Origin of the sequence: Fluviispira sanaruensis (genome assembly GCF_004295685.1) — a bacterium.
Lineage (GTDB): Bacteria > Bdellovibrionota_B > Oligoflexia > Silvanigrellales > Silvanigrellaceae > Silvanigrella > Silvanigrella sanaruensis.
This window is the reverse complement of the sequence record NZ_AP019368.1, coordinates 2,923,384-2,937,138: the sequence shown is the minus strand read 5'-3', so window position 1 is coordinate 2,937,138 and position 13,755 is coordinate 2,923,384. Positions and strand designations below refer to the sequence as shown.

Below are 13,755 nucleotides of genomic sequence, written 5' to 3'. Positions count from 1 at the left end.
ATTAATGTTTAGAGCCTATAATATTTTATAAAAATTATCAACTTCGTCAGCTATTTTTTGTCCTAAAAAATAGCTGTCTAGGCTAAGGGCTAAAAAATTATAGCCAAGCTCAGCATATTTTTTTAACTCATTGGCTTCAGGTTTTATAATATGTATTCCGAGAAATTTTCCAGCTTTTTTCGTTTCTATAGCAACTTCATCAATTGCGTTTTTAAGTTTAGGATTTTCAAAATCACCAGGTATGCCCATAGAGCCACTTAAATCGTATGGTCCGACAAACACACCAGTGATATTTTTAATTTCTAAAATTTGTTTTATTTCTTCAACTGCTTTTATATGTTCAATCTGTACAAAAATTTCTAAATTATTTATATTTTTTTCATAATGATTAGAAAACCCAAAGCCATAATCTTGCGCACGGGAAAGTCCCGCTCCCCTTCTGCCAAAGGGAGGATATAGACAATGTTGAACAGCTTCATATGCTTCTGTTGCAGAATTTACCATAGGAATGATAATTCCATCAGCCCCCGCATCTAAAGGAAACTTGATATCATTATGTGTATTTGCTGAAACTCTGACAAATGCTTTCTTTCCATTTGCTTGAATAATTGTAATTGAAGTCTGTAGCTCAATTCGGGATACAGGAGAGTGCTCCAAATCGGTGCATATCCAATTGAAATTTTGTTTGGCTATAATTTCAATAATGCTGGGGTGCGGTATTGTAATCCAAGTTCCTAAGCGAATCATGTACGACTCCTCAATAGAATATAATAATACGTTTTGAACTTTGATATTATCATTAGTTTAGCTTAATATCTAACTATGGCCTTTATATTACATTTTACGTTGTAAAATTATTTTAAGCATTTATGAGGAAATGAATATGAGATGAATTTTCTATACATGTTTTGATTTTAAAATCTAAACAGATTTAAATTTTTTCCTCATTTTTGTAAGGGAGTAGTTTTATAATGAGTTCAAAACTAAAAATCGGAATAGCTGGCTATGGAATAGTTGGTAAAAGGAGAAGGCAATTTATTGATTCTAACAGCTATGCTCAAGTCATTGCAGTGTGCGATCGTAAATTTGAAAAGTCTGGACAAATGGAAGATGGGACATACTTTTTTGCAAATTTACAATCAATGATAAATGAAGTAAAATTAGATGCAGTATTTGTATGTTTAACCAACGACATAGCTCCTAAAGCAACAATATATTGTCTTGAAAATGGGATTCATGTATTCTGTGAAAAACCACCAGGGCGAACCGTAGAAGATGTTGAGCAAGTTATTTTAACAGAAAAAAAATTTCCTAAATTAAAACTTATGTACGGATTTAATCATCGCTATCATGAATCAGTTAAAGAAGCTTTAAAGATTGTAAAGGAAAAATCTCTAGGAGAAATCATAAATATGCGAGGTATTTATGGGAAGTCTAAAATCCTTAGCTTTGAATCTGATTGGAGAACGAAAAGAGAAATTGCTGGAGGAGGGATTTTATTAGATCAAGGAATTCACATGCTTGATCTAATGAGATTGTTTGCTGGAGAGTTTACTAAGATTTATAGTTTTGTTCATAATTATTTTTGGCAGCATGATGTTGAAGACAATGCTTATTCTTTAATGAAAACTGATAATAATATTGTTGCAATGTTGCATTCATCTGCAACTCAGTGGCGACATAAATTTCAGCTTGAAGTTACTTTGCAGAAAGGACAACTTATTTTATCAGGCATCTTATCTGGTACAAAAAGTTATGGGGCGGAAACACTGACTATTGTTTATCCTCATGAAAATGATTGTGGTGATCCCAAGGAAGTTACAATTCGCTATAATAATGATCCATCATGGAATGATGAAGTTTCGGATTTTATAAAATGTATATTAACAGATTGCCCTATTTCTTCTGGCTCGTCTGAAGAAGCATTAAAGACTATGCAGCTCGTTTATAATATTTACAGTTCTGATTCAAAGTGGAAAGAAAAATATTCTATTTTTTAATTTATATTAAAGGATTTATTTAATGAATATTAATATGATAGAAAAAGCATACCGTGAGTCATCAAGTCCAGAAATATTTTCAAAAAAATATATCAACTATCTATGCGAAATTTTAAATTCTTTAGATTTCAAAGCAATAGGTAACTTTATTGAGTTGATTATTTCTGCACAAAATAGAGGTTCTCATATATTTTTTTTAGGAAATGGTGGAAGTGCTTCTACTGCTTCGCATTTTGCGAATGATTTGAGTATTGGTACAAGAAGCTGGAAAAAACCTTTTAAGGCATTAAGTTTAACTGATAATAATGCCATTATAACAGCATTAGGAAATGATTGTGGCTATGATGAAATATTTGTTCAGCAATTAAGGATTCACATGTCCCCGAGTGATGTTGTTGTTGCTATTTCTGCTTCAGGAAACTCTCCAAATGTAATAAAGGCTGTTGAATATGCAAATACAAATGATGGCATAACTATTGGTTTGTCTGGATTTGACGGTGGGGCTTTACGAGAAATTGCAAATTATTCCATTCACATACCATCAAATAAAGGTGAATACGGTCCCGTTGAAGATGCCCATATGGTTCTTGATCATCTCCTTAATGGTTATTTATTAGGGATGCTTAAATATGAAAGAACTGCGGAAGTGAAAAATGAGCTTTGAGGATAAGACAATTTTAATTACTGGAGGAACGAGAGGAATTGGCCTTGCAATTGCAGAAAAATTTTTAGAAGCAAATGCAAAAAAAGTATATATAACAGGAACCCGTACTTTAGGATTACAAAATGGAAATAGTAAATATTTTTTTATAAAATCAAATTTTTTGGATTCAGAGAGCTTAAATAGTCTTTTAAATGAAATAAATTCACTTGAAATAGATATCTTAATAAATAACGCTGGAATTAATAAAATCGATAAATTCCAAAATGTTTCTTCTGAAGACTTTATGAAAATTCAACATGTAAATTTATTCGCACCATTTGAAATTTGTAAAGCTATAATTCCTAATATGAAAAAGAAAGGATGGGGAAGAATTGTTAATATTTCATCAATATTTGGAAAAATCACCAAGGAGTATCGTGCGCCATATTCAGCAAGTAAATTTGCTCTTGACGGCATGACTGCTGCTATGGCTATAGAATTAGCGGAATATGGAATTCTTGCTAATTGCGTAGCTCCAGGATTTGTAGATACAGAGTTAACACACAAAATTCTGGATCAAAATGGCATTGCAGATTTGGTAAGTAAAGTTCCTTTAAAGAGACTTGCTAAACCAAATGAAATTGCTGAACTGGTTTTATGGCTTGCAAGCTCAAAAAATACGTATCTTACGGCACAAAATATTGCAATAGATGGGGGTTTTACCCGTGTCTAAAATAGACTCTATTAATATTAATTCTCATTTTGGAAATTATACTGTCAAGTTTATTCATGATCCCTTTCAAAGAATGTTAGAGCTTGCGTCTGACAATCATTTTTTTATTATTGACGAAAATGTTTTCAGATTATATGAAGATAAATTTTATTTTATAATAAATAATAAGCAATCTTATTTATTAATAAATCCAACAGAGATCTCAAAATCACTCGAAAAATTTCCTTTTTATATTGAGCATTGTATTCGCTCTAATGTAAAAAGGGAAACTAATATTGTAGCAATTGGAGGTGGGATTGTACAAGATATTTCAGCATTTCTTTCTTCAATTATTTTTAGAGGTTTAAAATGGACTTTTTTCCCAACAACACTTTTATCACAAGCGGACTCTTGTATAGGCTCAAAAACTTCAATAAATTGTATGGGAATTAAAAACATTGTCGGTAATTTTTATCCGCCAAATTGTTTATATATTTCAGCGCTATTTTTAGATACTTTAAGTGATTTAGACTTAAGATCTGGTCTGGGAGAAATTATAAAAATTCATGCTATTTATGGACAAGATGAATTTAAAAATCTTGAAGTAGATTTTGATTCACTTTTTCTATCAAAAGAGTTGCTTTTGAAATATATTCAAAAATCGCTAATAATGAAAAAAAAGTTAATAGAAATTGATGAGTTTGATAAAGATCAAAGGCTTGTATTAAATTATGGTCATAGCTTTGGACATGCAATTGAGTCTGCGACTAATTATGCAGTGCCCCATGGTATAGCTGTGTCAATGGGGTGTCATTTTGCTAACTATATTTCAATGAAAATTTCTTTAAATAATGGATTTATATATAAAAATATGCAGCACATTCTTAGAAAAAATATTCCAGTTATAGCAAATGTTTGTTTCAATGAGGAGGTTTTTTTTGATTCTTTATCAAAAGATAAGAAAAATACAAAGTCGTCTTTTATTTTTATTTTGCCAGGACATGATGGAATACCAGTTAAAACAAGTGTCGATAATAATTCTGCTTTTAAAAATATTTGCAGAGAATTTTTATATCAAGAGTTAAGGTTAAAAGCTTAAATGAATGTGATAAATAAAATAGCTGTTGCTTCTCGATCTTTTTCAAGAAATGAATTGCTAAGAGTTGAAATACTAAAAAAATATAAAGATATAAAATTTAACGATGAAGGAAAATCTTTATGCGGCACTGATTTAATAAATTTTTTAAACGGCCACGATAAAGCAATTATTGCTCTTGAAAGAATAGATGATTATGTTTTATCTAAACTTCCAGATTTAAAAGTAATTTCAAAATATGGAGTTGGATTAAATAATTTAGATTTCCACTCTTTGGCTAAATTCAACATCAATTTAGGCTGGATAAAAGGAGTCAACAGACGTTCGGTAGCTGAGTTAGCTTTGTCATTTGCTCTCTTACTTATTAGAAAATCTTATGAAGCAAACATAATTCTTAAAAGTATGAATTGGCAACAAATAGTTGGTTATCAGCTTACAGGAAAAGTTTTTGGGATTATTGGTTGTGGATGCATTGGGCAGGATTTAATTAAATTATTAAAACCCTTTGATTGTGATATCATTTGTTATGATATATTGGATGAACTAAAAAATAAAGTAAATAATGCTCGCTTCGTTTCACTAGAAGAGTTGTTGACTTGTTCGGATATAATTTCACTACATATTCCATATTCGGAAAAAAATCATAATTTTATTGATGCAAAAAAATTGAATTTAATGAAAAAAACTTCCATTTTTATAAATACTTCTAGAGGAAATCTTGTGGATGAAGCCTATTTGAAAGAAATGCTTCTCAGTAAAAAGTTATTAGCTGCTGGTTTTGATGTTTTTGCACAGGAACCCTTTTATGAATCCGAACTTCTACATTTACCCAATTTTTTTGCAACACCACATATAGGGGGTAGTTCTATGGAAGCTATTTGGGCAATGGGAATGGCGGCAATTGAAGGACTCGAAAAAAACTATAGTGTTGATACTTTTCAAAGTGAATGGTTTATTTAGTGGAAATTTAGAAAGGAAAGCTTTGTCAAACTACATTTTTTTATCACATTTTTTAAATGAAAAAACACCTTCATATGGTAAAAGATCTCCTTTTATTAAAAGAGACGTTTCAAAAATATCTTGTTGCCAATCCTCTAATAGTCAATACTGGGAGTTTAGCAATCATATCGGTACTCATGTTGATTTTCCATTTCATTTTGACGAGAGTGGCAAAAAATTAGAAACTTATTCAGCAAAAGATTGGATTTTTCAGAAACCAGTTTTAATAGAATTAGAATGTGCACCTGGTTATTTTATAAATATTAAAGATCTTGAAAAGCACATACCTGAAAAATGTGATATTGTTTTTATTAAAACCTCATTTGAGAAATTTAGAAATGAAGATATTTATTGGGAAAACAATCCAGGAGTCTTGCCGGAAGTAGGAATATGGTTAAGAAAAAATCGAAAGAATCTTAAAGCCATAGGTTTCGATTTTATTTCATTAACTAGCTTTTCTAACAAAGAAATTGGCGGAGAGGCACATAAAGCTTTTCTCAATTCAAATTACGAAGGTGAGCCTCTTCTTATTATCGAAGATATGAAGTTAAGTGCTCTTATTTCTTCACCAAAATCTGTTATTATTGCTCCATTATTAATAGAAGGGGCAGATGGTTCTCCGGTTACGGTAATTGCTGAAATTTAGAAATTGAGTATTAAAATGTTATAATAGATTTAATACAAAAGAGAGATTTTTTGAGGAAAGTTATGGCAAAAAATTCGTATCAGACAGAATGGAATGGTATTAATCTATTGGAAATCGCCAAGGATAAAGCTACTCTTAATAAAAATGGTTTACCGAATTCACTATTTTATAAGAAATTTTACAATAAACTAAAAGAAAAAAGCTTTAATGTAAATGATGAATGGAAAAATTTAAAAAGAAATACTTCAACAATGCTTGAATCAATTATAAATGATGTAGCTAATGAATTAAATATAGAAGCAAAGAAACTAAGTATAATTTCTATAGGGTGTGGTTTAGGAATAGTTGAATTACCGTTTATAGAAAAAGGCTATAATATAACTTTACATGAGATACAAAGTGAATCGCTAGATTTCATAAAAGAAAAAGTAAAACAAAGAAACTTAAATATAAGAACAATAGAAGGAAATATAACTGATTTAATGATAATGGAAAAGTATGATATTGTTTATTTAGGTTTTATTGAGTATACTTTTACCCAAAAGAAAGAATATCAAAAATTTTTGTCATCATTGTATAATTTATTAAATACTAATGGCTATTTAATAAGTATAGAGTCGACTCCAGATTTCACAAAAAAAAATCTAAAAAATTATGTGGGCGATTTTCTACGAATCATTGGTCTAAAAAGAAAACACCCTAAAGATGCTATTTATTGGGGAGTCCTTAGAACATTAGATGAAAAAATATTTTTCTGGAAGAAGTCTGGATTCACTTTAAAAGAGTATGGAATTATAGATGCTAATTTTTTAAATATATTATATAGAAGTAAAGATCTTAATAATAAAATACAAACTAATAATTCAATTGGTTTTTTAATAGGGAAAAAGTAGTTTTTTAATAGATTTATAGCTTAAAATATATAAAAAAGGTGTCTTTATGAAAGTTGTGATTTTATGTGGTGGCCTAGGAACTCGCTTAAGTGAAGAAACTTATTTAAAACCCAAACCAATGGTGACAATTGGCGGCAAACCAATTTTGTGGCATATTATGAACATTTATTCAGCCCAAGGTTTTAATGAGTTCGTTTTAGCATTAGGTTATAAAAGTGAATATATAAAGGAATACTTTTTAAATTTTTATGCTTTGAATAGCGATATTTCAGTTAATCTCTCTTCAGGACAAGTCAGTTATTTGCGTTCTAGTGAAAAAAATTGGAAAATAGATCTTATTGATACAGGTGATGCTTCAATGACAGGCGGAAGATTAAAAAGATTACAAAGCTATATTGAGCCGCATGGTACATTTATGATGACCTATGGAGATGGTGTTGCAAATGTTAATTTAAATGAATTGCTTAATTTTCATAAAAATCATGGGAAATATGTTTCAGTGACTTCTGTCCGGCCTCCTGCAAGATTTGGAAATATTGTATTTCAAGGGAACCAGATTGTTGATTTTCACGAAAAGCCTCAAACAGGGGATGGTTGGGTGAATGGTGGCTATTTTGTAATGGAACCAAGTATTTTTAATTATCTTGAAAATGATTTAACTGTTCTTGAAGGAAAACCTTTAGAGAAACTAGCTTCAGATGGAGAGTTAATGGGTTATCAACATGATGGTTTTTGGCAATGTATGGATACGATTCGCGATAAAAATCTTCTTGAAGAATTGTGGGCATCAAATACAGCTAAATGGAAAGTTTGGAATGAAAAATGTTAATTTATAATAATTTATTTTTAAATACTTATAAAGACAAGAAAGTCTTTGTCACAGGCCATACAGGATTTAAAGGAGCATGGCTTACGCAATGGCTTCTTGAATTGGGCGCTGATGTTGCAGGTTATTCTTTATACATTCCTTCACAACCGAGCTTATATGAAATTTTAAATTTAAAAGAAAAAATTAAAATTGATTTTCAAGCGGATATTCTTGAGTACAATGTTTTAAAAAGTGCATTAAATGAATTTCAACCAGATATTGTCTTTCATCTTGCAGCCCAACCTATAGTAAGTGAATCCTATAATCATCCTAGGAATACATTCCAAGTTAATTTAATGGGTATGGTAAATATATTAGACGCAATTTTAGCAATTCCTTCAGTAAGAGCTGGGGTGTTTATAACAAGTGATAAATGCTATGACAATGTGGAATGGGAATTTGGCTATAGAGAAAGTGATAAACTTGGTGGGAAAGATCCTTACAGTGCTTCAAAAGCATGTGCTGAAATTGCATTTTCTTCATATGTAAGATCTTTTTATAATTCTTCAGATTTGAATATTCCATTTTTTTCCACGACACGAGCAGGAAATGTTATTGGAGGAGGTGATTGGGCCAAAGATAGAATTGTGCCAGACTGTATGCGTGCATGGAGTCAACTTCGGTCAGTGTCTATTAGAAATCCAAACTCAACCAGACCTTGGCAGCACGTGCTTGAACCTTTAAGTGGTTATTTATGGTTAGGTGCAAATCTCTTTTCCAAAAAAGAGGGAACTCATGGTGAAGCTTTTAACTTTGGCCCTTCTTCAGAAGTGAATTATTTTGTTGAAGTACTAATAAATTTATTACAGAGAGATTGGGAGAATGCTTCTTTAGAAACTGTAAAAAGTGATCATTCTATGAATTTAAAAGAAGCTTCATTATTAAAGCTCTGTTGTGACAAAGCTTATAATAGACTTGGTTGGCTACCGACTTTGAGTTTCAATGAAACAGCTCTCTTTACTTCAAGTTGGTATAAAAATTATTATAGTAATCAATATAATATTGAAGAGTTTACGAAAAAACAAATTGAACAATACTGTGAGATATCAAGTGAAAGAAAAAGAATTTGGACAAGATGAAGGGAAAAAAGTCGTAAATAATGTAATATTAAAAACAAATATTTTTGATATTAAAATACACCCATTAAAAAAAATTTCTGATCAAAGAGGAATGGTAATGCACATGTTGCGTTGCGATACTAGTCATTTCTCAAAATTTGGTGAAGTATATTTTTCCACAATAAAAGAAAATGCGACTAAAGCCTGGAAAAAACATTTATTCATGACACAAAATTTAGCTGTTCCTGTTGGCAAAATTAAACTTGTGTGCTTTGATGATAGAAAAAATTCATTTAGTTATGGATTGATTGACGAAATTTATTTAGGAATAGAACATTTTTATTTAGTCACTGTACCCCCCCTTATTTGGTACGGTTTCCAAGGAATTGGAGCCTGTGAATCTCTAATAGCGAATTGTACTGATATGCCACATGACCCTAATGAAGTCGTTAGAAAATCTGAAAGTGATGAAAGCATTCCTTATAAATGGTTTTAATATTTAAATGAATTGAGGTGTAAATGCTTAGACTATCTATGGCATGTGTTGATAATTATGAAATTGAATCCCTAAAAAAAGTTTTTTTTGAAAGCACCCATTTTGGTCTTGGTTCTTATGTTGAAAAATTTGAACAAGAAATTAAAAACTTTTTAAATTCAGAATATGAAGTTATTTGTGTGAATACGGGCACGGCTGCTTTACATATTGCCTTAGAATCACTTGCATTTCCCAAAGGCTCTGAAGTCATTGTTCCTTCAATTACCTTTGTTGCATCTTATTCTGCAATATGTGCAGCTGGTTTAATTCCTGTTTCCTGTGATGTCACTTTTCCAGACTGTCACCTGGATTGCGAAGATCTGCAAAAAAGAATAACTAAAAAGACAGTCGCTATTATGCCTGTAGCATACTCAGGAACTGATTTTAATCGAAATTTAACATACGAAATTGCAAGTAAATATAATTTGCGCGTGATCGAAGATGACGCACATGCTTTTGGGTCTTTAAATCAAGATGGTGTTCAGTTTGGAGCTTCTGGAGATATCATTTGTTTTTCATTTGATGGAATAAAAAATATTACGTGTGGAGAAGGAGGTGCAGTTCTTACCAAAGATAAAGTTCTTGCACATAAATTAAGAGTCATGCGTTCCCTTGGTATCGAAAAAGATGTTGAACTTAGATATAAAGGACAACGGGCGTGGGAATATGACGTGACTTCATTAGGATATCGTTATCATATGTCAAACATAAATGCTGCCATTGGTTCTACTCAACTCGTAAAACTTCCTTCTTTTTTTGCAAAGAAAAATGAGCTTTCTCTTGCTTATATAATTGCAATAAAAGAAAATAATTTGAATGATATTTTTTATTTAACTCAGAATATAAAAAAAACAGATTGCTTGCATATATTTAGCTGTTTATTGCCCCCTAAAATAGATCGAAAAAATATAATGCAAGCTTTAAAACAAGAAGGTATAGAATGTGGATTTCACTATGTCCCCAATCACACACATACTTTATTTCGAAGTTGTTATTCTCTGCCAAATTCAGAAGAACTTGGACTACGTCTTATTTCACTTCCATTTCATCCATCTATGCAAATAGATGATACGATTTTCGTAATAGAAACTCTTAAAAAATTTATTTTAGGTTAATTTTAAATGAGAGATGCTAATAATTTTGATAATCAATTGACTTGTATTATAAATGTAAGAAATGGTGAAAAATATATTGAAGAAACAATAAACTCCGTACTTATGCAAACTGTAAAAGTACAAATAATTGTTATTGATAATCATAGTACGGATAATACAGAAAATATAGTGAAAAAATATAATAATATTACCTATTGGAAAACGCCTTTTCCTTGTTCTCTGGGAGAAGCAAGAAATTTTAGTATTGAAAAAATAAATTCGGAATATGTTGCGTGGCTCGATGCAGATGATCTTTGGGAATCGGATTTTGCTTTAACTTCATTAAATGCATTTACCCAAAATGAATTTATTGCTTTTACTAGTTCTTTAGCTTTATTAATTAATGAAAATTCGGAACTCTATCCTGATAATGAACAGCCTTGGAAAGAAAATAATGCACTTGAATTATATACAGAGGGAATAGATTTAGAGAAATGTTATAAAATTAATGGATTTTTAGGCCCATGGAGTGGGCATGTATTTAGTACAAAATGTATAAAAAAAACTTGTGGATTTAATAAATATCTAAAATATGCAGAGGATTTTGATTTTATTTTAAGATTTTTTAGTTTTGGGAAAAATATTCATATTAATAAAAGAATATGTCGGTATAGAGTTCATCCTAGACAGGAAACTCAGCAAATTAGTGATAAAAATAAAATGAATGAAATACTATATGTCGTGGAAAAAAATAAAAATATTAATAATCTAGCTATTTCTAACGAGATGATTAGAAAGACAAGACTAAACTATCATTATAAAGTTTTTATGAACAATAAAAGTATACTTAATTTTTTAAATTTGTTGATAATTATTCTCTCAGAAAAACAAAATATTTTTATATTTTTTAAAAAAATTTATAAGTCTTTAAAATGTAGATATAGCTCAAGAGTTTACTAGAAATTATTTAACCCTGTAATAGATAAAAAAAAGTAATTAATTGACAAATAATAAGATTCATATTATATTGTTTTTGTAAGATTAATGCGCAGACAAATTTTATTAAAAAAGTTAGATTTTTATGATTTAACTAATCAAAGGGAATTGGATATGAATTCTAATACCAGAGAAATTAAAAAAATATTTAAAAATATAGCATTATTTTATAATATCTTTGTTTTTATACGAGAAAAATACTTGATTTTAAGACTAAAATTAATAAGCCATAGGAAGATATTTACTCAGATATATAAAAATAATTCTTGGGGAGATAAGGATTCATTTTCTGGTAGTGGATCAAATTTAAAGCAAACACAAATTATTATTTGTGAATTACCTATTCTTTTTGAAGAATTTAGTATTAAGGATATACTTGATATACCTTGCGGAGACTTTTATTGGATGCGAAAGGTTATTTTTAAAAATATTAAATACATGGGAGCTGATATTGTAGAGGAATTAATTAATAATAATAAAATTTATGAAAAAAATAATATATCATTCAAAAAAATTGATTTAATTTCAGATCAATTACCAAAAGTAGATTTGATTTTATGCAGAGATTGCTTAGTTCACTTTTCATATAAAAACATTTTTTCTGCTCTCAGAAATATTTGCAATAGTGGTTCAAAATATCTATTACTGACTTCTTTTAAAGATCATGCTAATAATTATGATATTTTGACTGGGCAATGGAGAGCTATTAATTTTGAAAATGCTCCTTTTAATTTTCCAAAACCTATAAAAATTATAGTTGAAGGTTGTACAGAGGGAGATAATAAATATACTGATAAATCTTTATGCTTATGGGATATAAATGAGGTAAAAAATGTATTAAAAAAAATTATATAATTATTGATATCCTAAATTAAAAAGAAGGAGAAAAAAAATCATAAAAAATACTTTTGTTTAAGAATTTGATCTTATAAATAAGAAATTATGGACTAGATTAAAATTTAATCTCTTTCAGATGTAAAGAACAATTATATATGAATATAGTTATTTTACCAAGCTGGCATCCTGATAAAAATAATCCACTCGCAGGTCTCTTTTTTAGAGAGCAAGCTATTGGATTGGCAAGGCAATATCCTCAAGTTAATTTTCACTTTATTGAAATAAATTCGAATGATTTTTTACTTTCACCAAGGTTTCTTTATAAATCTATTTATAATCTAATTAAATTTACTTTTTCAAGTAAAAATATATCTATTGATAGGTTAAATAGTAATTTATTGATTTATCGTAAGAATCATATTAATTGGTCATTTTTGCACTTTAAAAAATTAAGAGAATTATATTTTTATTGTATTTTAAAAAAAAATATAAATATAATAGAAATGGATTATGGAAAGATATCTTTATTACATGCTCATGTCTCTTTTCCTTCAGGGTTCAATTGCTATAAATTAAAAGAAGAGTTTAATATTCCTTTTGTTATTACTGAACATATGGGACCATTTCCTTTTGCAGTTTTTGATAATAAAAAAGATTTGTTCGAAAGGTATATTAAAAAATCGCTCCATGAATCCAATAGAGTTATTTCTATCAGTCACTATATGAGGAATGAAATAATTAAAAAAGTGCATAGAGACAGTATTGTTATTCCAAACATGTGCAATGAGAGTGTTTTTTATCCTAAAGAAAAAAGAATAAATAATAAAAATTTTACTTTTATAGTTGTTTGTAGTAGTTTGTCTAAAGAAAAAGGTATCGATAACTTATTTTACGCAATTAAAAGATCTACCTTAGAAATGAGTGCCATACATTTTAATATCATTGGAAATGGAATTAAAATGCAAAATTATATGTACTTGGCAAAAACACTAAACATAGAGAATTTTATAACTTTTTACGGGATTAGAAATAGACTTGAAACCGCAGAGTTATATAGAAATGCAGATGCATTTATACAGCCGAGTGAAATTGAATCTTTTAGTATTGCATGCATAGAAGCATTAGCAACAGGAATTCCAATATTATCTACTATTTGTGGAGGACCTGAGGATATAGTTAATGAAAATAATGGAATATTAGTCAAAAATAAATCGATAGAAGATCTTGCCAACGGTATAATTTCAATGATAAATAAGTATCACTTATATAATCAAAACGATATAAGAAACGAATTTATGGAAAAATATTCTGAAATTGCTGTGTGCAATAAAATTATGGCATGTTACTTAGATGTAACAAAAAATAATTAAGGAAAATT

General features: G+C 29.2%; 15 protein-coding genes. 14 read left to right on the top strand and 1 reads right to left on the bottom strand.

The genetic code is table 11. The annotated features are described in order from the left end of the window. Nucleotides 1–15: 15 nt before the first annotated feature. A complete protein-coding gene (locus EZS29_RS12305; RefSeq protein ID WP_130611128.1) occupies nucleotides 16–747 on the bottom strand; it encodes an HpcH/HpaI aldolase family protein in 732 nt (243 codons plus the stop codon). Nucleotides 748–971: 224 nt separating this feature from the next. Here EZS29_RS12305 and EZS29_RS12300 point away from each other — a divergent pair, with 224 nt between their 5' ends. The 14 genes from EZS29_RS12300 to EZS29_RS12235 all read left to right on the top strand — a co-directional run bounded on the left by EZS29_RS12300 (nucleotide 972) and on the right by EZS29_RS12235 (nucleotide 13,747). Next, a complete protein-coding gene (locus EZS29_RS12300; protein WP_130611125.1) occupies nucleotides 972–2,000 on the top strand; it encodes a Gfo/Idh/MocA family protein in 1,029 nt (342 codons plus the stop codon). A 22-nt stretch (nucleotides 2,001–2,022) separates the two neighbouring features. Then, nucleotides 2,023–2,664: a D-sedoheptulose-7-phosphate isomerase gene (locus EZS29_RS12295; protein ID WP_216678675.1), complete on the top strand. Its 642-nt coding sequence runs from the start codon at nucleotides 2,023–2,025 to the stop codon at nucleotides 2,662–2,664. Beyond that, on the top strand, nucleotides 2,654–3,376 hold the full coding sequence (locus EZS29_RS12290; RefSeq protein ID WP_130611122.1) for an SDR family NAD(P)-dependent oxidoreductase: 723 nt from the start codon (nucleotides 2,654–2,656) through the stop codon (nucleotides 3,374–3,376). Before EZS29_RS12295 ends, EZS29_RS12290 begins: the two co-directional genes overlap by 11 nt. Then, nucleotides 3,369–4,454 carry an AroB-related putative sugar phosphate phospholyase (cyclizing) gene (locus EZS29_RS12285; RefSeq protein WP_172603930.1) on the top strand — a complete coding sequence of 362 codons (1,086 nt, stop codon included), beginning with the start codon at nucleotides 3,369–3,371 and terminating at the stop codon, nucleotides 4,452–4,454. Before EZS29_RS12290 ends, EZS29_RS12285 begins: the two co-directional genes overlap by 8 nt. Further along, entirely contained in the window at nucleotides 4,455–5,411 is a 957-nt protein-coding gene (locus tag EZS29_RS12280) for a phosphoglycerate dehydrogenase (RefSeq protein ID WP_130611116.1), read from the top strand. It abuts the gene before it with no gap. Between the two features lie 22 nt (nucleotides 5,412–5,433). Continuing rightward, on the top strand, nucleotides 5,434–6,096 hold the full coding sequence (locus EZS29_RS12275) for a cyclase family protein (RefSeq protein WP_172603929.1): 663 nt from the start codon (nucleotides 5,434–5,436) through the stop codon (nucleotides 6,094–6,096). 62 nt (nucleotides 6,097–6,158) lie between these two features. After that, nucleotides 6,159–6,989 (top strand): class I SAM-dependent methyltransferase, encoded by an 831-nt coding sequence (locus tag EZS29_RS12270; RefSeq protein WP_130611110.1) that lies wholly within the window; start codon nucleotides 6,159–6,161, stop codon nucleotides 6,987–6,989. Nucleotides 6,990–7,035: 46 nt separating this feature from the next. Continuing rightward, nucleotides 7,036–7,818 (top strand): glucose-1-phosphate cytidylyltransferase, encoded by a 783-nt coding sequence (gene rfbF / locus EZS29_RS12265; protein WP_130611107.1) that lies wholly within the window; start codon nucleotides 7,036–7,038, stop codon nucleotides 7,816–7,818. Continuing rightward, a complete protein-coding gene (rfbG, locus tag EZS29_RS12260; RefSeq protein ID WP_130611104.1) occupies nucleotides 7,812–8,936 on the top strand; it encodes a CDP-glucose 4,6-dehydratase in 1,125 nt (374 codons plus the stop codon). The genes rfbF and rfbG overlap by 7 nt, the downstream gene beginning before the upstream one ends. After that, the gene (locus EZS29_RS12255) at nucleotides 8,908–9,411 is read left to right on the top strand and encodes a dTDP-4-dehydrorhamnose 3,5-epimerase (protein WP_216678674.1); all 504 of its coding nucleotides are present in this window, start codon (nucleotides 8,908–8,910) and stop codon (nucleotides 9,409–9,411) included. Before rfbG ends, EZS29_RS12255 begins: the two co-directional genes overlap by 29 nt. Before the next feature lie 23 nt (nucleotides 9,412–9,434). Beyond that, a complete protein-coding gene (locus EZS29_RS12250) occupies nucleotides 9,435–10,565 on the top strand; it encodes a DegT/DnrJ/EryC1/StrS family aminotransferase (RefSeq protein WP_130611101.1) in 1,131 nt (376 codons plus the stop codon). Between the two features lie 6 nt (nucleotides 10,566–10,571). After that, the gene (locus EZS29_RS12245) at nucleotides 10,572–11,504 is read left to right on the top strand and encodes a glycosyltransferase (protein ID WP_130611098.1); all 933 of its coding nucleotides are present in this window, start codon (nucleotides 10,572–10,574) and stop codon (nucleotides 11,502–11,504) included. Nucleotides 11,505–11,588: 84 nt separating this feature from the next. After that, the gene (locus tag EZS29_RS12240; protein ID WP_130611095.1) at nucleotides 11,589–12,395 is read left to right on the top strand and encodes a class I SAM-dependent methyltransferase; all 807 of its coding nucleotides are present in this window, start codon (nucleotides 11,589–11,591) and stop codon (nucleotides 12,393–12,395) included. Nucleotides 12,396–12,532: 137 nt separating this feature from the next. Then, a complete protein-coding gene (locus EZS29_RS12235) occupies nucleotides 12,533–13,747 on the top strand; it encodes a glycosyltransferase (protein WP_130611092.1) in 1,215 nt (404 codons plus the stop codon). The last annotated feature ends 8 nt before the right edge of the window (nucleotides 13,748–13,755 follow it).